This is a genomic window from Pseudalkalibacillus sp. A8 (assembly GCF_045920555.1).
Taxonomy (GTDB): domain Bacteria; phylum Bacillota; class Bacilli; order Bacillales; family Fictibacillaceae; genus Pseudalkalibacillus.
Genome location: NZ_CP174509.1, coordinates 4,479,296 through 4,500,340 on the forward strand (window position 1 = coordinate 4,479,296; position 21,045 = coordinate 4,500,340).

Annotated in this window: 20 protein-coding genes and 1 riboswitch; of the genes, 3 read left to right on the top strand and 17 right to left on the bottom strand. The window is 40.9% G+C overall.

Annotated elements, in window-relative coordinates; all coding sequences use genetic code 11:
• Positions 1-28: 28 nt before the first annotated feature.
• Positions 29-805: an IclR family transcriptional regulator gene (locus ACJROX_RS23030; protein ID WP_408007534.1), complete on the bottom strand. Its 777-nt coding sequence runs from the start codon at positions 803-805 to the stop codon at positions 29-31.
• A 244-nt stretch (positions 806-1,049) separates the two neighbouring features.
• Here ACJROX_RS23030 and ACJROX_RS23035 point away from each other — a divergent pair, with 244 nt between their 5' ends.
• Positions 1,050-3,152, top strand: a complete 2,103-nt coding sequence (locus ACJROX_RS23035; protein ID WP_408007536.1) for a hydantoinase/oxoprolinase family protein — start codon at positions 1,050-1,052, stop codon at positions 3,150-3,152.
• Positions 3,109-4,839, top strand: coding sequence for a hydantoinase B/oxoprolinase family protein (locus ACJROX_RS23040; protein ID WP_408007537.1), 1,731 nt, complete (start codon positions 3,109-3,111; stop codon positions 4,837-4,839). The genes ACJROX_RS23035 and ACJROX_RS23040 overlap by 44 nt, the downstream gene beginning before the upstream one ends.
• 560 nt (positions 4,840-5,399) lie before the next feature.
• Here the strand turns inward: ACJROX_RS23040 and sufB are convergent.
• The 10 genes from sufB to ACJROX_RS23090 form a co-directional block, all read right to left on the bottom strand.
• Complete coding sequence (gene sufB / locus ACJROX_RS23045; protein ID WP_408007538.1) at positions 5,400-6,797, bottom strand: Fe-S cluster assembly protein SufB; 1,398 nt, start codon at positions 6,795-6,797, stop codon at positions 5,400-5,402.
• A gap of 110 nt (positions 6,798-6,907) precedes the next feature.
• Positions 6,908-7,348, bottom strand: coding sequence for a Fe-S cluster assembly sulfur transfer protein SufU (gene sufU, locus ACJROX_RS23050; RefSeq protein WP_408007539.1), 441 nt, complete (start codon positions 7,346-7,348; stop codon positions 6,908-6,910).
• Entirely contained in the window at positions 7,338-8,558 is a 1,221-nt protein-coding gene (locus ACJROX_RS23055; protein WP_408007540.1) for a cysteine desulfurase, read from the bottom strand. Before ACJROX_RS23055 ends, sufU begins: the two co-directional genes overlap by 11 nt.
• On the bottom strand, positions 8,555-9,874 hold the full coding sequence (gene sufD / locus ACJROX_RS23060; RefSeq protein ID WP_408007542.1) for a Fe-S cluster assembly protein SufD: 1,320 nt from the start codon (positions 9,872-9,874) through the stop codon (positions 8,555-8,557). Before sufD ends, ACJROX_RS23055 begins: the two co-directional genes overlap by 4 nt.
• Before the next feature lie 19 nt (positions 9,875-9,893).
• A complete protein-coding gene (gene sufC, locus ACJROX_RS23065) occupies positions 9,894-10,682 on the bottom strand; it encodes a Fe-S cluster assembly ATPase SufC (protein WP_408007544.1) in 789 nt (262 codons plus the stop codon).
• A gap of 328 nt (positions 10,683-11,010) precedes the next feature.
• Positions 11,011-11,166: a hypothetical protein gene (locus ACJROX_RS23070; RefSeq protein ID WP_408007545.1), complete on the bottom strand. Its 156-nt coding sequence runs from the start codon at positions 11,164-11,166 to the stop codon at positions 11,011-11,013.
• A 234-nt stretch (positions 11,167-11,400) separates the two neighbouring features.
• Positions 11,401-11,727: a carboxymuconolactone decarboxylase family protein gene (locus tag ACJROX_RS23075; protein WP_408011746.1), complete on the bottom strand. Its 327-nt coding sequence runs from the start codon at positions 11,725-11,727 to the stop codon at positions 11,401-11,403.
• 433 nt (positions 11,728-12,160) lie between these two features.
• The gene (locus tag ACJROX_RS23080; RefSeq protein WP_408007546.1) at positions 12,161-12,982 is read right to left on the bottom strand and encodes a MetQ/NlpA family ABC transporter substrate-binding protein; all 822 of its coding nucleotides are present in this window, start codon (positions 12,980-12,982) and stop codon (positions 12,161-12,163) included.
• An 18-nt stretch (positions 12,983-13,000) separates the two neighbouring features.
• On the bottom strand, positions 13,001-13,669 hold the full coding sequence (locus ACJROX_RS23085; protein ID WP_408007547.1) for a methionine ABC transporter permease: 669 nt from the start codon (positions 13,667-13,669) through the stop codon (positions 13,001-13,003).
• Positions 13,647-14,687 carry a methionine ABC transporter ATP-binding protein gene (locus ACJROX_RS23090; protein ID WP_408007548.1) on the bottom strand — a complete coding sequence of 347 codons (1,041 nt, stop codon included), beginning with the start codon at positions 14,685-14,687 and terminating at the stop codon, positions 13,647-13,649. Before ACJROX_RS23090 ends, ACJROX_RS23085 begins: the two co-directional genes overlap by 23 nt.
• 168 nt (positions 14,688-14,855) lie before the next feature.
• A riboswitch (SAM riboswitch) is annotated at positions 14,856-14,970 on the bottom strand.
• A gap of 233 nt (positions 14,971-15,203) precedes the next feature.
• On the opposite strand from ACJROX_RS23090, the gene ACJROX_RS23095 reads away from it, so the two are divergent.
• Positions 15,204-15,629 (top strand): TlpA disulfide reductase family protein, encoded by a 426-nt coding sequence (locus ACJROX_RS23095; protein ID WP_408007549.1) that lies wholly within the window; start codon positions 15,204-15,206, stop codon positions 15,627-15,629.
• On the opposite strand, the gene ACJROX_RS23100 is transcribed toward ACJROX_RS23095, so the two are convergent.
• The 6 genes from ACJROX_RS23100 to ACJROX_RS23125 all read right to left on the bottom strand — a co-directional run bounded on the left by ACJROX_RS23100 (position 15,597) and on the right by ACJROX_RS23125 (position 21,017).
• Positions 15,597-16,094 (bottom strand): hypothetical protein, encoded by a 498-nt coding sequence (locus tag ACJROX_RS23100; RefSeq protein ID WP_408007550.1) that lies wholly within the window; start codon positions 16,092-16,094, stop codon positions 15,597-15,599. The genes ACJROX_RS23095 and ACJROX_RS23100 overlap by 33 nt on opposite strands.
• 155 nt (positions 16,095-16,249) lie before the next feature.
• Complete coding sequence (locus ACJROX_RS23105; protein ID WP_408007551.1) at positions 16,250-17,587, bottom strand: anti-sigma factor domain-containing protein; 1,338 nt, start codon at positions 17,585-17,587, stop codon at positions 16,250-16,252.
• A 27-nt stretch (positions 17,588-17,614) separates the two neighbouring features.
• Positions 17,615-18,385: an RNA polymerase sigma-I factor gene (sigI, locus tag ACJROX_RS23110; RefSeq protein WP_408007552.1), complete on the bottom strand. Its 771-nt coding sequence runs from the start codon at positions 18,383-18,385 to the stop codon at positions 17,615-17,617.
• 386 nt (positions 18,386-18,771) lie between these two features.
• Positions 18,772-19,083 (bottom strand): thioredoxin family protein, encoded by a 312-nt coding sequence (locus ACJROX_RS23115; RefSeq protein WP_408007553.1) that lies wholly within the window; start codon positions 19,081-19,083, stop codon positions 18,772-18,774.
• A gap of 498 nt (positions 19,084-19,581) precedes the next feature.
• Positions 19,582-20,661: a PQQ-dependent sugar dehydrogenase gene (locus ACJROX_RS23120; RefSeq protein ID WP_408007554.1), complete on the bottom strand. Its 1,080-nt coding sequence runs from the start codon at positions 20,659-20,661 to the stop codon at positions 19,582-19,584.
• Positions 20,658-21,017, bottom strand: a complete 360-nt coding sequence (locus ACJROX_RS23125) for a toprim domain-containing protein (protein WP_408007555.1) — start codon at positions 21,015-21,017, stop codon at positions 20,658-20,660. Before ACJROX_RS23125 ends, ACJROX_RS23120 begins: the two co-directional genes overlap by 4 nt.
• Positions 21,018-21,045: the final 28 nt, after the last annotated feature.

The following is a 21,045-nucleotide window of genomic DNA, read 5'->3' on the forward strand; positions in this document are numbered from 1 at the left end:
AAAAAAATCAATGTACTGGTTCAAACCTTCAAAAGGTCGAAACTTTTTTGGATAGTTGGAAGGTTCGTAATTGCCGTTCAATTTCACGACTCGCCTCCTGAAGAAGTGCCAATAACGTTTCTTCCTTTTCCCTTGTTATCCGATAGGATGGTGCAGCAATCGTCAAAGAGGCGACCACCTCATTGTTATGATCGAATAAGGGAATCCCTAACCCCCAGACCTCATCTGAATATTCACCAACAGAAGAGCACCAACCCTGTTCCCGGATCGCTTGTAGATCTTCCTTAAGCTTTATCGGATCCGTGATGGTATTTTTTGTTCTGGCAATTAACCCTGTTTCGATTATTTCCTGTTGTGATTCTTCAGAAAGGAAAGCCATGATCGCTTTACAGGATGCACCTGCGTACAAAGGAGTCCGAGTTCCTATCGATACTGCGAATTTGATACTGTTGCTGCTTTCCGCAATGGACAGGCACAATCCTTCTGTTCCATCCACCCAGGTCAAAAAAACAGTTTCATTGGAACGAGCAGCCAATTCCTTCATTACCGGATCGATAAAATCATGAATTTTGAGCTGATCCTGTACCAAGATTCCATATTCAAAGAATGCTAGCCCAAGTTCATATTTTTTCGTATCTGGATTTTGTCTTAAAAATCCATGGTTTTCGAACGTCGTCAAAACGCGAAATACGATCGAATGGCTTTTTCCTAACTCCTTGGCTAATTCACGTACGCCCCATGATGGATGTTCCTTTGTAAAATACTTTAAAATTTCTAATGAATGCTCCAGAGTTTTTAATGACATACCAATTCCCCCTCATCCAACCTGTCTCTATATAAGAACCAGTGTTCTGATTTTATTTTTTATAATGCTACCTTATCTTCTTTTTACTTGCAACAATTTTCTAAATATTTTGCTATTATATTATCTTTTTATTGAAAATCTTCCGGTAATTCTGTACAATCCTTTTAACAAATGAGAAACAACGGTTCTCATTTAGGTACAATTTTGCTCATTTATATTAAAAAAGTCGAAGGGAGTAATCGCTATGAGAGTTGCGACGGATATTGGTGGTACTTTTACAGATCTGGTATATGTTGATGAAAAAGGAAAAGTGGGTTTGGCTAAAAGTCATACTACCCCACCTCATTATGAAGAAGGGGTTATGAATGTTTTAAAAGCAAGTGGAATCGAATCCCATTCGATCGATACATTCATTCATGGGACTACCGTAGTCATTAATACTCTGACAGAACGGAAAGGTGTAAAGACTGGATTAATCACAACAAAAGGATTTCGAGATGTCATTGAAATTGCTAGAGGGAATCGGCCAGATTTATATAATGTGCGATATCAAAAGCCCTCACCTTTTGTCGATAGGTATTTGCGTTGTGAAGCAGAAGAACGCCTGAACAATAAAGGTGAAGTAATTACGTCACTGAATCGTAAACAGGTCAAGGAAATTGTGGAATATTTCAAGAAGGAAAATGTTAAAGCAATTGCTATCGCCTACTTACATTCGTATATAAACCCCATACATGAACAACAAACGAAGCAAATCATCAGGGAATTATGGCCGGAAGTTTCCGTCACCGCTTCCCATGAAATTACGAAAGAATGGCGAGAGTACGAGCGGACCACTACGACGGTATTAAACTCCTATGTAAAACCAATTGCGTCATCCTATGTGAACAAACTAGAGACCAGACTTGAAGGAACGGAAACAGGTTCACACAAATACATCATGCAATCAAACGGGGGTGTAACTACCTTCCATCATGCTAAACAAACTCCAATAAACCTAGTTGAATCAGGACCTGTTGCGGGAATATACGGTGCGAGTATCCTGGGTGAAATCTTAGGTGAGGATAACATCATCGCTTTTGATATTGGAGGCACGACCGCTAAATGTTCCTTGATCAATAAAGGGGAAGTTAAAATAACCACGGATTACTATATCGAAAAGACAGAACGAAATGCTGGTTATCCAATCAAAGTACCTGTTGTGGATATTGTCGAAATAGGTAATGGGGGTGGATCAATCGCCTGGATCGATGAAGCAGGCTCACTAAACGTAGGTCCTCGATCAGCCGGGGCGATACCCGGACCTGTTGCTTATGGCCAAGGCGGGACAGATCCGACAACAACCGATGCTAACCTAGTGACTGGCCGTCTCTCAATAGAAAACTTCGATTATAAAGTAGACCTTGATAATGTTCGAGATGTGATCAATAAAAAAATAGCGACATATTACGGAACCTCAATCGAAGAAGCAGCACTTGGTATTATCCGTATAGCCAACTCCAATATGTTGAACGCATTAAAACTGATATCTGTACGTAAAGGACATAATCCAAGGGATTTCACCTTGGTTGCATTCGGTGGTGGCGGGTCCATGCATGCACCGGCATTAGCAAAAGAACTTGGCGTCAAAAAAGTGATCGTGCCCCTCGCCTCCTCTGTTTTTTCGGCATGGGGCATGTTGATGACCGACTTACGCCACGATTTTATCAAAACAAGAATTGAACGAGTAGATATCCTTGATTTATCAGCATTCAATGAACAGTGGAAGAAGTTGGAGGAAAATGCGGTTTCACAGTATAAAGCTGAAGGAGTAGTTGAAGATCGAGTGGTTTTTGCTCGGTTTGTAGATATGCGTTACCTTGGACAGGAACATACGGTAAAGGTGCCTGTTCGGAATGGAGCGATCACAAAGGAATCTTTAACTGAACTAAACGAAAGATTCCATCTTCTCCATGAAAGGAATTATACATTTAAATTAGTGGATTCGCCAACCGAAATCGTCAATTTCCATTTGACTGCTTTTGGTAAAGTGGACAAACCGGAATTGGAGAAGCTTGCACCCCAGAGGAATGATCTAGTTTTAAAAGACAGACGTAAAGTCTATTTCGAGGAAGAAGGATGGGTAGAAACGGTCGTCTATCAACGAAGTTCATTAGTTCCTAGAATGGAAGTCTATGGACCAGCCATCATTGAAGAATCCTCCGCTTCTACTGTCCTATATCCAGACCAGTCTCTTGTCGTAGATGAGTATGGCAATCTTGTCATTGATACTGGCGTTGAATTAAAAAAACATGTGAGAGGGGATGTATCAAGTGAAGGTGAAAACAGTCGATCCATTCACGCTTGAAATCATAAAAGATTCTCTCTTGGCTATCGGAGACGAAATGTTCCATGCTTTGGCCCGGACCTCGATGAGCCCAATCGTTTATGAGGTTCTTGATTACGCAACAGGGTTGACCGATGCAAAGGGGCAGCTTTTGACACAAGGAAATGGAGTCACCAGCTTCATCGGTATGTTAAGTTCGATGGTACAAGAAGTCATGAAGAAATTCGATGATGGAAAAGACCTGCAACCCGGAGATATCATTATCATTAATGACCCGTATGTAGGCGGAGGTTCACATTTATCCGATGTAGGTCTAGTCATGCCGATTTTCTTTAATGGCAAATTAGTTGCATTTTCGGTTAACAAAGCTCACTGGACAGAGGTTGGTGGAAAAGATCCAGGATCGTTTACAAGTGATTCAACTGAAATCTACCAGGAAGGATTGCAATTTCCAGGTGTGAAACTATTCTCTAAAGGTGAGTTGAATAAAGCGATTGTGGATATCATCAAAGCTAATGTACGTTTCCCTAACTTATCAATTGGTGATATGTGGGCTCAAGTTGCTGCACTACGTACAGGTGCAAAACGGTTCATTGAACTTTGCGAGAAACATGACGAACATCAAATGTTGAGTGCAATCGAACATCTCCTGAACCATGGTGAAAAGTTGACCAGGATTGAATTGAAGAAATTACCGAATGGAACCTATCGAACTGAAAACTTTATTGATGATGATGGTTTTGGAAATGGTCCTTTTAAAATCAAGGTGGAGGTAACGATTACAGATGATGAGTTTGTTTGTGATTTCCGAGGTAGCCATCCCCAGGTTACAGGACCTGTCAACTGTTCGTATTATGCTTTGATGGCTGGTGTACGAGCGATTTTCCTTGCAATCATCAATCCGTCACAAAACGTTAACGATGGTATTTTCCGACCCTTACGGGTTATCACCGATGAAGGGACGATTCTATCTGCAAAACGCCCGGCACCCGTTTCAATCAACTGGGAAAGTCGGTTAGGAGGAGCTGATTTAATTTGGAAGGCGCTGGCTCCTGTCTTACCTGAACGTCTAACAGCTGGACATCTTTTATCGGTTTGCTCGGTTGTCTTATCTGGTGATCATCCTGAAACGAAGGAACCCTTCCTTATCGTTGAACCTTCTGTCGGCGGCTGGGGTGCTGGTGCCGGTTTAGATGGAGAAAAGGGTCAATTTTGCGTCGGAGATGGCGAGACATATAATGTTCCCGTCGAAGTCGCTGAATCACGATATGGTGTGTTAGTAGATGAATATCGTCTCCGTTGTGATGGTGCTGGAGCAGGGGAATATATCGGAGGATCAGGAGTAGTACGTTCTTATCGGGCGTTAAGTGATAAACAAAAATTATCCGTCATGTTCGGGCGTCATAAATTTTCTCCATGGGGATTGAATGGCGGTGAAGATGGATCTCCTAACAAAGTTTATATCAATAAAAAGGATGGATCGGTTGAAGGTCCATTCGGAATAACGGCTCGTTACGTGTTAAATGAAGGGGATGTCGTCCGACTGGTCACCGCAACAGGCGGCGGGTACGGAAACCCTACAAACCGTAATCCTGATCAGGTTGCATACGACGTTAAGAATGGATACATTTCCATTGAGCAGGCAAAAGAAAAATTCGGAGTTGCGGTAGACTCGGAAACTTTCGAAATTATAGACTCTGCAAAATAATCATGAGGCTACTTGCTGTACGGAAATACCTCTTGAGGGATCAAGTCACGGAAATCATAGGGAAGACTGGGATTACTTCAGTGTTCTGTTAAAATTACAGTGGGCTTAATTTAAAGGGTTTTTCCATTAAAATAGCATTGAGTACAACAATAACGACTCGTCGATTGACGAGTCGTTTGTCTTTCCAGGAGCTTGATCATCCGTTATTTCATTAATCCCCTATTTCAATAGGAAATAGAAGAATAATTACCATGATGTTTATCTATAAATGTGAGTTATGATCCATTCCCATTTTAGAAATGTAAAGGGGCGATAAAAGTGAATCCTTTTCTGGTATTCTGGTATGACTTAGGTATTCAATATCTTTAGTTTATAACCCTTTTCACTCGACGATTTCGATTTACATAATAAGTTTTTCATTTTTTGTACTGCATAAAAAAAACGAACTAAGAGTTCGACTCAAATAAAAATAAAATTTGAGTTGGCACAAATTTGGCACGGCTTAAATTCATAAAAATAACCCTTGGCATAAACGTTGTTATACCAAGGGTCATTAGATGTTATCCGATTGAACCTTCCATTTCGAACTTGATTAGACGGTTCATTTCTACCGCATATTCCATTGGAAGTTCTTTCGTGAATGGCTCGATGAAGCCCATTACAATCATTTCTGTCGCTTCTTCTTCTGAAATTCCACGGCTCATGAGATAGAAAAGCTGCTCCTCAGATACCTTCGAAACCTTCGCCTCGTGCTCGAGTGAAATGTTTTCGTTCAGGATTTCATTGTATGGGATTGTATCAGAAGTCGATTCGTTATCCATGATTAATGTGTCACACTCGACATTCGCGCGTGCACCAGATGCTTTACGTCCGAAGTGGACGATACCACGATACGTTACCTTACCTCCACCTTTAGAGATGGACTTGGAAACGATCGTCGATGATGTGTTTGGAGCTAAGTGAATCATTTTCGCTCCAGCATCCTGGTGCTGTCCTTTACCAGCAAGTGCAATCGATAGTGTCATACCACGAGCGCCTTCACCTTTTAGGATGACAGCCGGATATTTCATCGTCAACTTGGAACCGATGTTACCATCGATCCATTCCATTGTCGCGTTCTCTTCGGCTACCGCACGCTTCGTTACTAGATTGAATACGTTGTTCGCCCAGTTCTGGATCGTCGTATAACGGCAATTCGCGTTTTTCTTAACGACAATTTCAACAACTGCACTGTGCAGTGAGTTTGTTGTATAAACAGGTGCTGTACAACCTTCAACATAGTGTACAGAAGAATCTTCGTCCGCAATGATCAACGTACGCTCAAATTGTCCCATGTTTTCAGAGTTGATACGGAAATACGCTTGTAACGGCGTATCACACTTGATTCCTTTTGGTACATAGATGAACGAGCCACCAGACCATACTGCAGAGTTCAATGCAGCGAATTTGTTATCTGTCGGCGGAATTGTTTTTCCGAAGTGCTCTTTGAAGATGTCTTCATTTTCTTTAAGCGCTGTATCTGTGTCCTTGAAGATGATCCCCATATCTTCGAGGTCTTCCTGCATGTTGTGGTAAACAACTTCAGATTCGTATTGGGCAGATACACCCGCTAGATATTTTTGCTCCGCTTCCGGGATACCAAGCTTATCAAACGTACGCTTGATTTCTTCTGGCACTTCATCCCATGAACGCTCGGACTTTTCCGATGGTTTTACGTAATACGTAATGTCATCGAAGTTCAATTCTTTCAGATTGCCGCCCCATTGAGGCATTGGCATGCTATAGAAATGTTCTAGTGATTTTAAACGGAAATCAAGCATCCATTTAGGTTCGTCTTTCATACGCGAAATCTCTTCAACGATTTCCTTCGTCAAACCACGCTTGGATCTGAAGATCGAGACGTCCTTATCTCTAAAACCGTATTTATATTCGCCGATCTCTGGCATTTTCTTAGCCATCGTTTAATCCCTCCTTAAAGGATACATACACAATAAAACCGAAACGAGTGTCTAATGAATCTATACTACTATTGTAAAACGGATTAGTGCATCTGACAACCAAGCAGAATTTACTCCTCTTCTTTTTGGTTTACTCCCTTTTCCAATGCTTTCCATGCAAGTGTTGCACATTTGATACGTGCCGGGAACTTCGAAACACCTTGAAGGGCTTCTAGATCTCCAAGGTCCAAGTCGCCTTCATCGTAATCTTTTCCAAGCATCATTTCCGAAAAGATGTTTGAAAGCTTAAGGGCATCTTCCACTGGAAGACCTTTGATGGTTTCGGTCATCATGGATGCTGAAGCGAGACTGATCGAACAGCCTTCACCTTCGAACTTGGCATCTTTGATTTTCCCATCTTCGATTTCCATAGACACTTTGATCCGGTCTCCACATGTCGGGTTATTCAAGTTGAAGGTCAATGCACCATCATCAAGCTCCCCCTTGTTACGGGGATTCTTATAATGGTCCATGATGACCTGCCGATATAGTTGATCCAAATTAGAAGACATGACCAAAATACTCCTTTGTAGTCTTTAGTCCATCGACCAATGCATCTACATCCTCTTTCGTATTATAAATGTAAAAGCTTGCTCTGGCAGTTGCTGTCACATTCAACCATTTCATCAATGGTTGCGCACAATGGTGCCCGGCACGAACAGCAACTCCCTCAGCATCCAGTACTGTAGCTACGTCATGAGGATGTACGTCATCAATGTTGAATGTAACCAATCCTGCTCGTTTTTTCGGCCCGAAGATCTTCAAGCCTTCAACAGCTGACATACGTTCCATCGCATATTCAACAAGTTCATGTTCGATTTTCTCGATTTCATCCCGGCCGATTTGCTCTAAGAAATCAATTGCTGCTCCCATACCGATGGCTCCGGCGATGATTGGAGTTCCGCCTTCAAACTTCCAGGGAAGGTCCTTCCAAGTGGATTCATACAAACCGACGAAGTCGATCATTTCTCCACCGAATTCTACAGGTTCCATGTTTTCTAAAAGCTTCTTTTTGCCATACATTACTCCGATCCCGGTCGGCCCACACATTTTATGGGCAGAGAAAGCATAGAAATCACAGTCTAGATCACGGACATCAACATGCATGTGCGGTGCCGCCTGCGCACCATCCACAACCATGACTGCTCCGTTTTTGTGTGCAATCTTGGCAATTTCCTTGATCGGATTGATCGTACCAAGAACATTTGAAACGTGCATGATCGATACAATTTTAGTATGTTCTGTAATTGTATTTTCAACATCACTTAAATCAATTGTTCCGTCCTCTTGAAGAGGAATATACTTTAACGTCGCACCAGTCTGTTTTGCAAGCTGTTGCCATGGAATGATGTTGCTGTGGTGTTCCATCGGTGTAATGACGATTTCGTCGCCTTCACCCACATTCACCTTACCATAGCTTGACGCAATCGTATTGATCGCAGTCGTCGTACCTCGGAGAAAAACTACTTCTTCAGTAGACGAAGCGTTGATGAAACGACGGACTTTTTCACGAGCCCCTTCATAACTGTCGGTAGCCCGTGTTCCTAACGTATGCACACCACGATGTACGTTCGAATTATCGTTTTTATAATAGTGGTCGAGGGTTTCAATCACCGAAATCGGTTTTTGAGATGTCGCTGCGCTATCCAGGTAGACGAGTGGCTTTCCATTTACTTCTTGATCAAGTATAGGGAACTGTTTGCGAATCTCTTTTGAAATCATTTAGTGACTTTCCCTTCGATTACTTCTGTCAACATCATCTTGACACCCTCGATCGGAAGCTCATTAACGACAGGTGCAAGGAATCCGTGGATGACAAGGCGTTCTGCTTCTTGCTTAGAGATACCGCGGCTCATCAAGTAGAACATTTGGATCGGATCCATCCGTCCTACTGAAGCAGCGTGTCCAGCTGTAACATCATCTTCATCGATGAGAAGAATCGGGTTTGCATCACCACGAGCTTTTTCACTAAGCATGAGAACTCGTTCAGTTTGCTCGCTGTTCGCTTTTGTTGCACCATGTTCAATCTTAGCGATTCCGTTGAATATTGAGCTGGCACTGTCCTTCATGACTGCGTGTGCAAGAAGTTGGGCATCCGATTGTTTACCCCATTGGTTTACACGGATCACAAAGTTTTGTTTTTGATTTCCACGTCCGATGGATACAGTTTTTGTATCTGCAACTGAACCATCACCAACAAGGTTTGTCGTGTTATCTGAGATCGTATTGCCATCGTTCATCTGGCCTAGCGCCCACTCGATTTTACCATCACGCTCGACGTGCCCCCGACGATTCACGTAAGTCGTCATTCCTTTGGCAAAATTATCGACTGCACCGAATTGTACACGAGCGTTTGGTCCAGCATAAACTTCAGCTACGATGTTCGCTACAGATTCTTCTTCTGTCCCATGAGAAAGATAGTTTTCTACATATGTGACAGAACTGTTATCTTCTGCAACTACTAAAACGTGATTGAATAGGGATGCTTCCGCATCTTCTTGCCAGAAAACAGACTGTAATGGAACGTCGATTTCAACGTTTTTAGGAACGTAGACGAAGACTCCGCCGTTAAGCAGTGCAGCATGCAGTGCCGTCAAGCGATGTTCATCAATTGGCACGACTTTATCCATGAAATACTTTTCAACTAGCTCGCTATGTTCGAGGACTGCTGTAGCGATATCTGTGAAAATGACTCCTTTATCTTTCAAATCCTGAGAAAGTTGCTTGAAAGCAGGAGTCGAATTTCGTTGGACAATAAAATTATCTGTGCGATCCTCTTTCCCGATCAGGTCTAAAATATAATCTGGAAGGTCATCTGCCTTCTCGATTTCAGCAGCCTTCACTTCATGTTGGAAGGTTGTGAAATTCCAGTTATCGATTTTGGTTTTTTCCGGCTTCGGCATCGGTAGGCTTTCAGCCAGTTCCAATCCACGAAGACGAAGGTTTTTCAGCCATTCTGGTTCATTTCGTTGTTTGGAAAAGTCACTTACATATGATTGATCGAAGGCAATCTTCGTTTCGTTCATCTCCACTGACATATAAATCCTCCTTCAAAGCCTATGCTTGTTCTGCTTGGACAGTTTCGTCTTCAATTCCGAGTTCATCTTTAATCCAGTCATATCCTTCTGCTTCAAGACGTTGAGCAAGTTCAGGACCACCGGACTTCACGATACGGCCTTGCATAATGACGTGGACTTTATCTGGTGTGATGTAGTTCAACAAACGTTGGTAGTGTGTAATGATCAGTCCGCCGAATTCTGGATTGCGCATATCATTTACACCCTTAGAAACGACTTTCAAGGCATCGATATCAAGACCAGAATCGATCTCGTCAAGGATTGCAATTTTTGGCTCCAACATTAATAATTGAAGAATTTCGTTACGCTTTTTCTCACCGCCGGAAAATCCCTCGTTCAGGTAACGCTGTGAGAAAGATTCATCCATATCGAGAAGCTCCATTTTGCTGTCCATTTTACGAATGAATTTCATTAATGAAATTTCTTTACCTTCTTCACGTCGAGCATTGATTGAAGAACGCAGGAAGTCAGCATTCGTTACACCGCTGATTTCACTTGGGTATTGCATTGCAAGGAATAGACCTGCTTTTGCACGTTCATCGACTTCCATCTCTAGAACGTTTTCACCGTCTAGGGTGACTGACCCTTCTGTGATTTCGTACTTCGGATGGCCCATCAGAGCAGATGCAAGTGTTGATTTACCTGTTCCGTTCGGACCCATTACTGCATGTATTTCTCCACCGTTTATCTCAAGGCTGAGGCCTTTAATGATCTCTTTTCCTTCAATAGAAACGTGTAGATTCTCAATCTTTAAATTTGGTGCAGTCATGACTATAACCCTCCAATTTCATATTTCTTATCACTACTCCATTTTACATTGTAACGAAAAACAACCTAAAATGAAATAATCGTGATTATTATAATTTAGTATCATTCTAATTTTATAACAAATTAAAATAATTCTCAATATCGATCTAGAAAATATCGGTGATTTCAAATGCTAATTGAGAATAAAGCTTTCTTATTGAAATCAAACCTTCCTTCAACTGCTCTCTATGGGTGCTTATATACAATGAAAGGACCTTATCAGTATTCGATAAGGTCCTTGTTATATACACGTATATCTTCTTATTACAATGTTTCTTGATTGTTGTTCATTAAGACTTATTGACTTTACCCGTAAATTCGTTGAGCATTTGTTGGCTTTCCTTGTACTCCTGCTCTCTCTTACGCTCGATTTTTAGACGTTTTTCTAGACTACGATCATATTCTGCATAGCCTATACCATGTGCCTGATGCATGGCTTTTTCCATTTCACCAGTATGGTTCGTGTCAATAGGGTGGATAATGAATCAATCCTTTCAAGTTTTATAAAATTTCACTACACTCTATACCCTATCAATATGAAGCTAAAACGCCAAATATGATATAGAATGATTATTACTCTTATGCCACTTTAAACTGTGATGGGGTTATATTAGGGGCTATATTTATATATATCCACTTCATATATCCCATTTTCTCGATATTCTGAGGAATCTGACTTTTTAGTGCTTCATTTGTTTCAAATCGGTCATCGCTTCCTGGACAAGTGTGACAGACTGGCTCATAGCTGCACCGCCACCGAAAGCTGCACATACACCAACTGTTTCTAAAATTTCTTGTTCAGAACAGCCTTGATCAAGACATCCTTTTGTATGATAGATGATGCAATATTCATCCTGGGAGTAGATACTGATTCCTAGCGCTATCAATTGCTTTTCTTTTTTTCCCAGCTTCCCTGCTTTGAAACAGGATTCAGTAAAAGCATTGTACTTTCTTGCGAGGTCTGGCATCTTTTCAGTGAAGATTCCTAAACCATGTTTGTAATCCATTAAAGCCGCTTCTGTAGGGCTTCCTGGTTGTCCTTGTTGTATTTCATTCTGATTCACTTTGATCACTCCTCATACGATAAAATCATCATTAGTTAGTATGATTCTTCTGTCAGAAAGATATCCGCGAGAAATAATCTCCAGATGAAGGCTTTTTTAATAATGTCATGAAACACTTTCACACTGTTTTTCGCATTCAAAGTGTCTTATGAAGCTTTTATGGAGCACTTACTTCCTGTTTTTCAAGCGCGAAGTGTCTCATAAAGCTTTTATGAAGTACTAAGCTTAAGCTGAAACCTCAAACTCAATTTCGCGTTTGAAGGTCTCACAAACCAAACGAAGTGTTGTCTTGTAATCATATCTGAACTCGGGCAATCGAAGTGGTTAACATCATATAAAAAGAGTGCCGATAAAGTCAGCACTCTTTTTTAGGAAATTATTCTTTTACAGGAACGACTGCACCATTGTATTCTTCATTGATGAAGTCTTGGATTTCTTTAGATTGAAGTACTTCAACAAGTGTTTTGATCGCCTCGTCGTCTTTGTGTCCTTTATTGACGGCTACGATGTTCACATATTCAGAATCGGAGCCCTCAAGAGCGATGGCATCCTTCTGTGGATCTAGACCTGCATCGATCGCATAGTTGGTATTAATGACAACAGCTTCCCCTTCACCGTTTTTATAGATTTTCGGAAGCAACCCGGCTTCTACATCTGTCTTGAACTTGATGTTTTTCGGGTTCTCCGCGATATCTTTAACAGTAGCATCGGTTTTGGCTACGTCTTCCTTCAATTTGATCAGACCTTCTTTTTCAAGCAAGCTTAGAATACGGCCGTGTTCACCGACAGAGTTACTCATGATGACAGTGCCGCCCTCAGGTAGTTCATCCAAGCTTTTATAATCTTGGGAATAGACTCCCATTGGTTCAATGTGGACGCCACCGGCATTTTCAAAATCGTAGCTCTTGTTGTCTTCCATTTGGGATTCCATGTACGGTACGTGTTGGAAGAAGTTCGCATCTAATTCTCCTGCAGCAAGCATTTTGTTAGGTGTTACGTAGTCCTGGAGCTTTTCAATTTCCAGTTTGATCCCTTTTTCCTCAAGTAACGGCTGTGCTTCTTCCAAGATTTCAGCATGTGGAACGTTCGAAGCTCCCACCACAAGTTCCTTCTCATCTCCGCCTGAACCGCCATTACCGCAAGCTGCGAGTACAGAAATGATGAAGACAGTTGTTAAAAGTGTAATGATTTTTTTCATGATGTATTCCCTCCATGTTTATCGTTTATCTGTTTTTTGTGTTAAGAAATCGCCTATCCACTGGATTATAAAGACAATGATTAAAATGATCACGGTTGCGACGAACGTCACGTCATTCTGGTATCTCTGGAATCCATCCAGGTAAGCCAGGGTTCCCAACCCACCAGCTCCGACTACACCAGCCATTGCGATATACGAAATTAGCGCAATGGCTGTAACAGTAATCCCGGAGATCAAGGCTGGCAATGATTCAGGTAAAAGGACTTTATAGATGATTTGTGCATCTGTAGCCCCCATTGATTTCGCTGCTTCAATGACACCTTTGTCGATTTCTCGCAGTGCTATCTCGACCATTCTTGCATAGAATGGGGCTGCCCCGATAATCAGTGCTGGCAATGCTGCATTTGCCCCAAGCATCGTTCCTACCAGCCAGGTTGTAAAAGGCACTAAAAGAATGATCAAAATGATGAACGGAATCGATCTGAAAATATTCACGACTGCAGCAATCACCAATTGGATCGGCCTATTCTGCCACAGGTTGCCTCTTTCAGTAAGGAACAATAATAAACCTAATATGATTCCAAGCAGGAAGGTTGCACTTACCGAAATCCCTGTCATATACAGTGTTTCAAGTGTCGCTTCCCACATATCTTCCCAATCCACGTTAGGAAACAGTGTTATCAACATTTGTGATCACCTCGACTTCCACTTCCTGCTGTTGAATATGATAGATGGTTTCTTTTACAGTCTCAGGCTGACCATCAATTTGCACGAACAGTGTTCCGTATGCCCCATCTCTTGTTTGAGAAATCTTTCCCTGGAGAATATTGACGTTGACCTCAAACTTTCTGATCAGATCACTTATGAGTGGGCGTTCAGCTGTTCCACCTACAAAAGTCAGTTTGACGATTTGAGAGTTATCACCTTTTTGTATAAGGTGTTGAATCGTCTCCTCTGTTTCCTCAGGCTCTGTAACTTGTTTTACAAAATCCTGCGTAATTGTCTGCTTCGGTGTTTTGAACACCTCAAGAACAGGTCCTTCTTCGACAACTCGTCCATCTTCCATCACTGCTACCCGGTTACAGATCTTTCGGATGACATGCATTTCATGCGTAATCAGTACGATTGTCAATCCGAGCTTTTGATTGATGTCTACAAGAAGATTCAAAATGGAATCTGTGGTTTTCGGATCCAGAGCTGAAGTTGCTTCATCACAGAGCAAGACATCTGGATTATTAGCAAGGGCTCTTGCTATCCCTACACGTTGCTTTTGCCCTCCACTCAACTGTGAGGGATAAGAATCTCCTCTTCCGGATAAGCCGACGAGATCGATCAATTCGTTGACTCTCTTGTTCCGTTCCTCTTTTTTGACCCCTGCGATCTCCAAAGGGAAGGATATATTTTCACGTACAGTGCGAGACCACAGTAAGTTGAAATGTTGAAAGATCATTCCAATATTTTGTCTCGCAATACGGAGCTGCTTATTATTGAAGCTTGTAAGGGGATCGCCATTTATGTCGACTGAGCCTTCAGTCGGTTTTTCCAGCATGTTCAACATTCGGATCAACGTACTCTTGCCGGCCCCGCTGTATCCGATCACACCGTATATTTCTCCCTTTTTAATATTCAAATTGACTCCGTCGACTGCATTGACCACACCATCTTTTGTATGGAAAACTTTTTTGATATTTTTTAACGTAATCATGATGTTCAGCCCTTTCTGTCTCTTATCTTCTGCTAAAGTCTGTTTTCTAAATACTAAAGAAAGCGTGATGGAGCAATCTAAATATAGAAAGCTATAAATTTTCTTTAGAAACTAAAAAACCTTTCTGCCCTGAAAACGAGCAGAAAGGCTGAAAAGTTCAGTCTCTCCATCTCATCTTCCAAAGCATTACACTTTGCAGGATTTGGCACCTTCGCATAACCAAAGTCGGTTTGCTGGTTGCCGGGCTTCACAGGGCCAGTCCCTCCGCCGCTCTCGATAAGATTCTTTATATATCAAAAAATGTTTTACCGCTTTACTTTATTTAAACATGAATGCATTGTAGCATGGGATATTTTTAAGTGTCAATAATTAAAATAGTAATCTTCCTGCTCAAAAAGGTCACAATGTGACAAATTTGTGTCGCGGGTTAAGATATTGTTGGTAGTTACACATATCATTATGGTACGTTCAACATAGACAATCATTCGAATAAGGGATAAGGAGTTAAAAAGTCATATGGATAAAGCCATTTCCTTCAGCCTTAAGGAGTATAAAACAGAGCGTACGATTAGCCTTTCAGATTTTAAAGATAAGCCTGTGATCATCCAATTTTGGGTAGCCTGGTGTCCAGATTGCATGAGAGAGTTACCACTTCTTGACCAGTTTAATAAATCGATGAAAAACACGGAAATTGCTATATTGTCGATCAATGTAACAGGTAGGGAGGGTTCACTTGAACAGAGGGACCAATTTATCGAAAAGAGTAATATCACCGTGCCAGTTCTTCTGGATGAAGGAACCAAAATATACGATCAGTTCCGCTGCCAATCTGTACCGACTACAATTTTATTAGATAAACATCATAGGGTTCAATTCCGCTACACTGATCAAGATTCGTTTCAGGACATTTTAACCGGCATCCCTCGACTGCTTCCTCATTAGGTAGAAGATGGATTCCAGCTTTAAAATCGTTCTATAAGTAGCGTCTGTTTCAATCTTGCCTTGAGAGATCAAATCAGTTAATTTCATTTCACCTTCCACGAGGGATTTGAGTGCGTTCAATCCGCCATATATAAGAATGACTTCTTGGTCTATCTCATCTTTCATGATAACTTTACATGAACGCTTACGTAAATGGATGGAGACGCATTCCTCCTCATTGGAAAGGGAAACAAAATAATCATTCAATCGAAAAAAAGGGGACAAGTAAGATTGTTCTTCAAATCTTTTTGAAAAAAAATGAATAAGGCTATTGATCCGCATTTTCTTCTCCCTCACTTTTAAAAAAGTTCCAAAAGATGAAGTTAGTCCAATTGTTGTCCAATTAAATAGACGGTTGTATATGTAGATAATTTCTATGGATAAACCGATTGTCCTTTTATAATCCTTCGACAGTTTCTCTCGCACTTTTCGATAATTTCAGCTAGAAACTCACTCCAATCTCTTATATGTAAGCGTCCTGTACTTTTAATGGATACAAAAAATGCCAGACTCCATCAATAATTGGGTTTGTCTGGCACTGCACCTATTCAACTATTATGTATATAAAACACTACAAAGCGTCATGGCCTTTTACCATGACTTTCTTTTTTATGTTTATCTTCTTGAGGATGTATTCTATTCTTTTCCGATTTTCCATTGCCATGTGATTTACCATCAGCATTGAATATGTTGATTTGCAGGCTTTCAATTAACCTTAATTCCCGGGGAGATAACTCATCTTTATCCAATCCCTGGAGATCTAATTTAATTTTCACCTGCAAATCATCTTCATCGTCGTTATTTTTTGACGTTTTCCCTTTGTTTGAATCGCTCCGGCTTTCTTTCTCGTTTTCTTTTTCAACTTCTTTTTTAGCCGGACCTGATACCGGATTTTTCGGGTCAGTTACAGGGTCTTCTGCCAACGTAGCATTTTCTTTTTCGTTTTCTACACTTTCTAGCTTCGTGTCATCTGTAGAATCCTTATTTTCTGCCACATCTGCAGCTGCTGATCCTGGTTTTTCAGGTGTATCAGATGTCTTTTCAGGTTTATTAACGAGGCCATTGTTTGCTTTATCTGTCTTGGTATGATTGGTTTGATATAAACGGTCATCTGGTACTGTTTCCGGCAAGGCTTGCTCTTTATCTTCATCAACTTCTTCATCTTTCGCCATCATCAACTTTTTCAGTTCAGAATAAGGAGTTGAACTGACCTGTTGGATGGTGAGTGTTTTATCTTTTGCCAAAGCATCTTGAAAAACAAGGTATTTCCCCATGGATAAACCATTTTCATTCGCAACATTTCTGTTAGCTTCTGTAGTTTCCAATACGGATAGAATAACACCTGTATTTTCGATATATTTGCTGGATTTAAGTTTCTCGATGGAATCTTCTAATCGCTTACGCATTTCAGGTGATACGTAGTCCTCATCTAAGGATGACGCGATCAATAGATCATCATAAGTATCGAAGTATCCATATTCTTTCAGAGTTTCAAATAATGAATCAGAAAATAACAATAAAGACGCGTTTTCATAGTCAGTTGAACCATCAAGCAGGTTTTCAGCATCTTCATTCAATGCTCGAACCTTGATGACATTCAATTCCTTATCAACTGCCACTTCTATACTTGGATTGATATCGAAACTCACGTATGCGGCTGCCGATGCCTTATTTTGTTGGAAGGGCATTCCGCCAGCGAATAACATGAATACGATGATTGCTACTAAAGAAAGAGAGAAGGAAGGTAATAACTTCCTATTAGGCTGAAAAAACGCATCAGAAACTTCGGGTGGACATATATATTCCTGTCCAACCTCAGGCTTTTCTCCTTTTTTCAACCGGACACGCTCGAAGCTGCCATCTTTTGTCAAAATTACAGCTTTTCGCTTGGAAACTTCCATAATCAAGCCGCGTTTCACTCATTGGTCCCTCCCTTCTGTAGGATGTCAGGAGGGCTCAATGTAAGATCTAAGCGCTGTGTACCCTCCAATATAAATCAATGCAATCGCTATTATATACTTTCGATTCCGTTCAATCGTTTTACGACTGCAAGAGACCATATTTAATAAATCTTTTATCGGGAGTTGCTTCTTCTCCGTTAAATATCCTGCCAATTTTTCGTTTTCCGCTAAAAGTTGGGCGATTTGTTTTGCATTTTCACGAGCATCAATATGCTTAGGACAGTTCTTGCTCAAGACTTTGAAAGTAATGCCATAATCTTTGAGCAGTTCTTGATACTCTTCGATTTCATACACACGATTCTCTACTTGCAATTGCTGATCATAGTGGCTGATCGCGGCTTGCTGTTCTGCAAAGCTGTCTTCTATACGACCTTCTTCATCGGTTTCCTCAGGCTCGAGAAAAATATACCTGTTTTGTCGAGCTTCTTTACGGATAAAATCAATCACACGTCTGCGGATGACCATATCGGCGAATGTGAGAAACCTGCTGCCTTGTCCTTCTTGATATTGATTAATTGCTTCGTTGAAAGCTGTCAATCCAATACTGTATTCGTCACGAGATTGATCAATATACTGGTTACAAACTTTTGACGTCACTTTTTTGATGAATGGTTGATAATCTTCAAGCAATTCATTACGCAGGTCTTCATCACCGCGTGCAATTCTTTTCACCTTATCTTCTATCGTAACTGTTCTGTTTGTCACTGCTTTATTGAATTTTGGTTTGATTAGTAAATTCATGTTCATTGATGTCATTATTGTATCCACCTCACTACGGACAAGTATTTTACACTTTTTTGTTTGAGGATATCCAAACGGAATATATATAAAAAGTTAGAATTTTTTATGCAAAGGACAAGAAATCCATAACTCATTTATATCATTATTTCAGCGGTTTGGAGGATACAATTTGATAACAATGTTACAAGCTCTTTAACAATTGTAACATAATTTTATTCTGACTGAATTGACTAAATTTTCAAACTTTTTCAAGTTTGGTGCGGTTTATTCGACAAACGTCTGCATCATTAGAGTGTAAGCGTTTTCCATGTGTTTCTTACTAGAAAAAACTTATCTCCCGCATTCAGAGATAAGTTTAGATTTGAAATATAAAAGGAAATATTATACATCAAAAATTAGTGTTATTTATAAAATTTTTTTATTAGATGATAAATATGGTCCACAGAACGGAACGAATAGAGCTTCTTAACCACTTTTCCATCATCCAGAAATGCCAGGCAAGGAACGCTTTGTATCTTCAGTTGCTTCGCTGCAGCTGGCATTTGATTGATATTTCCAAATAGGATGTCTGGTTTTTCTTGAACAGGAAAAACAGCTAAGGCAACTTCTAACATTTGATTGGCTAGTTTGCATGTTCCACACAAAGGGGTGTAGAAATAAATGACCGTCCGCTCCCTTTTAAAAATACGTTCAATCAATTGATGATGGTTCACTTCTTGTATCAAATCAAGCTTTCCTTCCTTTTAGGCTCTGTTGTACCTTATCATTGATTTTTGATTTTTCGAACGAAATTCAATCCCTTTCCGCGGGCTTAAGAAAAGCGGAAGCGACCACGCTTAGTCACGTAGGTCACTGGAAGACTGACGAGAAGACTGTTGCCGCCGCAGGAATTCTGAAGTGATCCAAGTGACTGGTCGCTGAGCTAGACATTACTTCTCTGAATTAGCCTAATTCAGTAAGCCTCCTCACTTGCACAGGATCTCAACACAAAAATGAAATCATTTTCGTGTCTGCGATGAGAATTCTTAGAAGCTGGCTTCGACGTTCATCAAAGGACGTGGTGTTATTTAGTCGAAGTTCATTATTATACTCGAAGATCCTTTAAAAGCGTGGGGTCTCGCCTGGCTCGCTTTTCCTGCCGGAGTTTCGCGAATTTCGCTAAAAACAAATAAAGAAACCAACATTAAGCTTTAACAACGTCTTTTTTGAAATCACTCTTTAAGCTGGAATTTTAATAACCGATCGTCTTCAGGAGTTGGATTGCCTCTTCCATCTCGATTGTTAGTAATGGCATATAAGGACCCATTTACGATTTCTACATCTCTCATCCTGCCATATCCTGCTGTAAAGGTTTGGCTTTTCTTTTCATCTAGATCAAATTCCCTGATCTGCTGGCCTGCTAGAAATGCCGCGTAAATCTTTGAACCTGATATTGCTATACCAGAAGGGGCCCAAGTATCCTCACCAGAATGAAATAAAGGCTCTATCATCCCTTCCTGTTCTTCATCACCTTGGATGACCGGCCATCCATAATTTCCTCCAGACACAATTTCATTGATTTCATCATGACCGGTAGAGCCATGTTCGGAGCTGTACATTTTTCCATCTTCCGTCCAGTCTATCCCTTGCGGATTCCTATGTCCATAAGAGTAGACGGGAGAGCCAGCAAATGGGTTGTCATCCGGTATGGATCCGTCCAAATTCAGGCGTAATATCTTACCTGCTAAACTCGATCGATCTTGTGCAAGCCCTGACTCACCTGCATCACCTGTTGTTATATATAGGTTTTCGTCAGGTCCGACAGCTAAGCGACCACCATTATGGATCGGCCCACCTGGGATCCCTTCCATCAGGATATCGGTTTCCTTCCAAGTCGATCCTTCCTGTTTAACTTTTACTACACGATTAAGAAGCCTTCCTCTGTCTTCATATGTATGATATAAATAAGCTTCTAACGGCTCTTGACTCCCGTCTATAATATGAAATCCCAGTAATCCACTTTCCGTTTCTGAGACAACGCCCTTAGTAAGGTCGACAGTCTGGCTTTCTTTAGCAGCATCCTGGATCTTTATGATTTCGCCTGGACGCCCAGACAAATAATAGACAGTATCTTCAACGATATTGATTTGCCAGGGGACATCCAGTTGTGTAGCCAACGTTTCAACCACTCGGCTTTGGTTGACAGGTTGAGATGAGGGATCAGATGGTGTCTTGTCATCAGGTGATGTCGAGTCGTTATCGGTACAGCTAAACAACATTAGTATCGATAAGACCGGTATCAATAATTTCATGTGGCACCTCCATTCAAAAGATAGCCGCGGTTTATTTCAAAATCAGCATTCATTAATATTTGGGCAAGGTACATATACGGGGTCTCTGCCACCTCCTTGTAAATACTCTGGGTATAAAGATGCCTCGCATTCGGAAGTTCTCTTTTCAAAATTTTTCTCAGCTTATGCCCCGCATCATCTTCATCCACAAGTATATAAATATCTCTATCCTCAATGGATTCGATAAGCTCTTCTAGTTTATCGAAACTTATCGTCCCATGTGTACAGATGATTTCAACAGGTTCATCCAAGAGTTTCCTTACTTTTTCACGGTCCGTTTTCCCCTCGACGATCAATACTTTCTTATCTATATCCATTTATCGTTCCCACCTGTTTCCTTATCGT

Bases quoted from the DNA above. Each gene is read 5' to 3' on its own strand.
- ACJROX_RS23030 (WP_408007534.1), bottom strand. From the start codon at position 805: ATGTCATTAAAAACTCTGGAGCATTCATTAGAAATTTTAAAGTATTTT.
- ACJROX_RS23035 (WP_408007536.1), top strand. From the start codon at position 1,050: ATGAGAGTTGCGACGGATATTGGTGGTACTTTTACAGATCTGGTATAT.
- ACJROX_RS23040 (WP_408007537.1), top strand. From the start codon at position 3,109: ATGTATCAAGTGAAGGTGAAAACAGTCGATCCATTCACGCTTGAAATC.
- sufB (WP_408007538.1), bottom strand. From the start codon at position 6,797: ATGGCTAAGAAAATGCCAGAGATCGGCGAATATAAATACGGTTTTAGA.
- sufU (WP_408007539.1), bottom strand. From the start codon at position 7,348: ATGTCTTCTAATTTGGATCAACTATATCGGCAGGTCATCATGGACCAT.
- ACJROX_RS23055 (WP_408007540.1), bottom strand. From the start codon at position 8,558: ATGATTTCAAAAGAGATTCGCAAACAGTTCCCTATACTTGATCAAGAA.
- sufD (WP_408007542.1), bottom strand. From the start codon at position 9,874: ATGTCAGTGGAGATGAACGAAACGAAGATTGCCTTCGATCAATCATAT.
- sufC (WP_408007544.1), bottom strand. From the start codon at position 10,682: ATGACTGCACCAAATTTAAAGATTGAGAATCTACACGTTTCTATTGAA.
- ACJROX_RS23070 (WP_408007545.1), bottom strand. From the start codon at position 11,166: ATGGAAAAAGCCATGCATCAGGCACATGGTATAGGCTATGCAGAATAT.
- ACJROX_RS23075 (WP_408011746.1), bottom strand. From the start codon at position 11,727: ATGGATTACAAACATGGTTTAGGAATCTTCACTGAAAAGATGCCAGAC.
- ACJROX_RS23080 (WP_408007546.1), bottom strand. From the start codon at position 12,982: ATGAAAAAAATCATTACACTTTTAACAACTGTCTTCATCATTTCTGTA.
- ACJROX_RS23085 (WP_408007547.1), bottom strand. From the start codon at position 13,669: ATGTTGATAACACTGTTTCCTAACGTGGATTGGGAAGATATGTGGGAA.
- ACJROX_RS23090 (WP_408007548.1), bottom strand. From the start codon at position 14,687: ATGATTACGTTAAAAAATATCAAAAAAGTTTTCCATACAAAAGATGGT.
- ACJROX_RS23095 (WP_408007549.1), top strand. From the start codon at position 15,204: ATGGATAAAGCCATTTCCTTCAGCCTTAAGGAGTATAAAACAGAGCGT.
- sigI (WP_408007552.1), bottom strand. From the start codon at position 18,385: ATGACATCAATGAACATGAATTTACTAATCAAACCAAAATTCAATAAA.
- ACJROX_RS23120 (WP_408007554.1), bottom strand. From the start codon at position 20,661: ATGAAATTATTGATACCGGTCTTATCGATACTAATGTTGTTTAGCTGT.
- ACJROX_RS23125 (WP_408007555.1), bottom strand. From the start codon at position 21,017: ATGGATATAGATAAGAAAGTATTGATCGTCGAGGGGAAAACGGACCGT.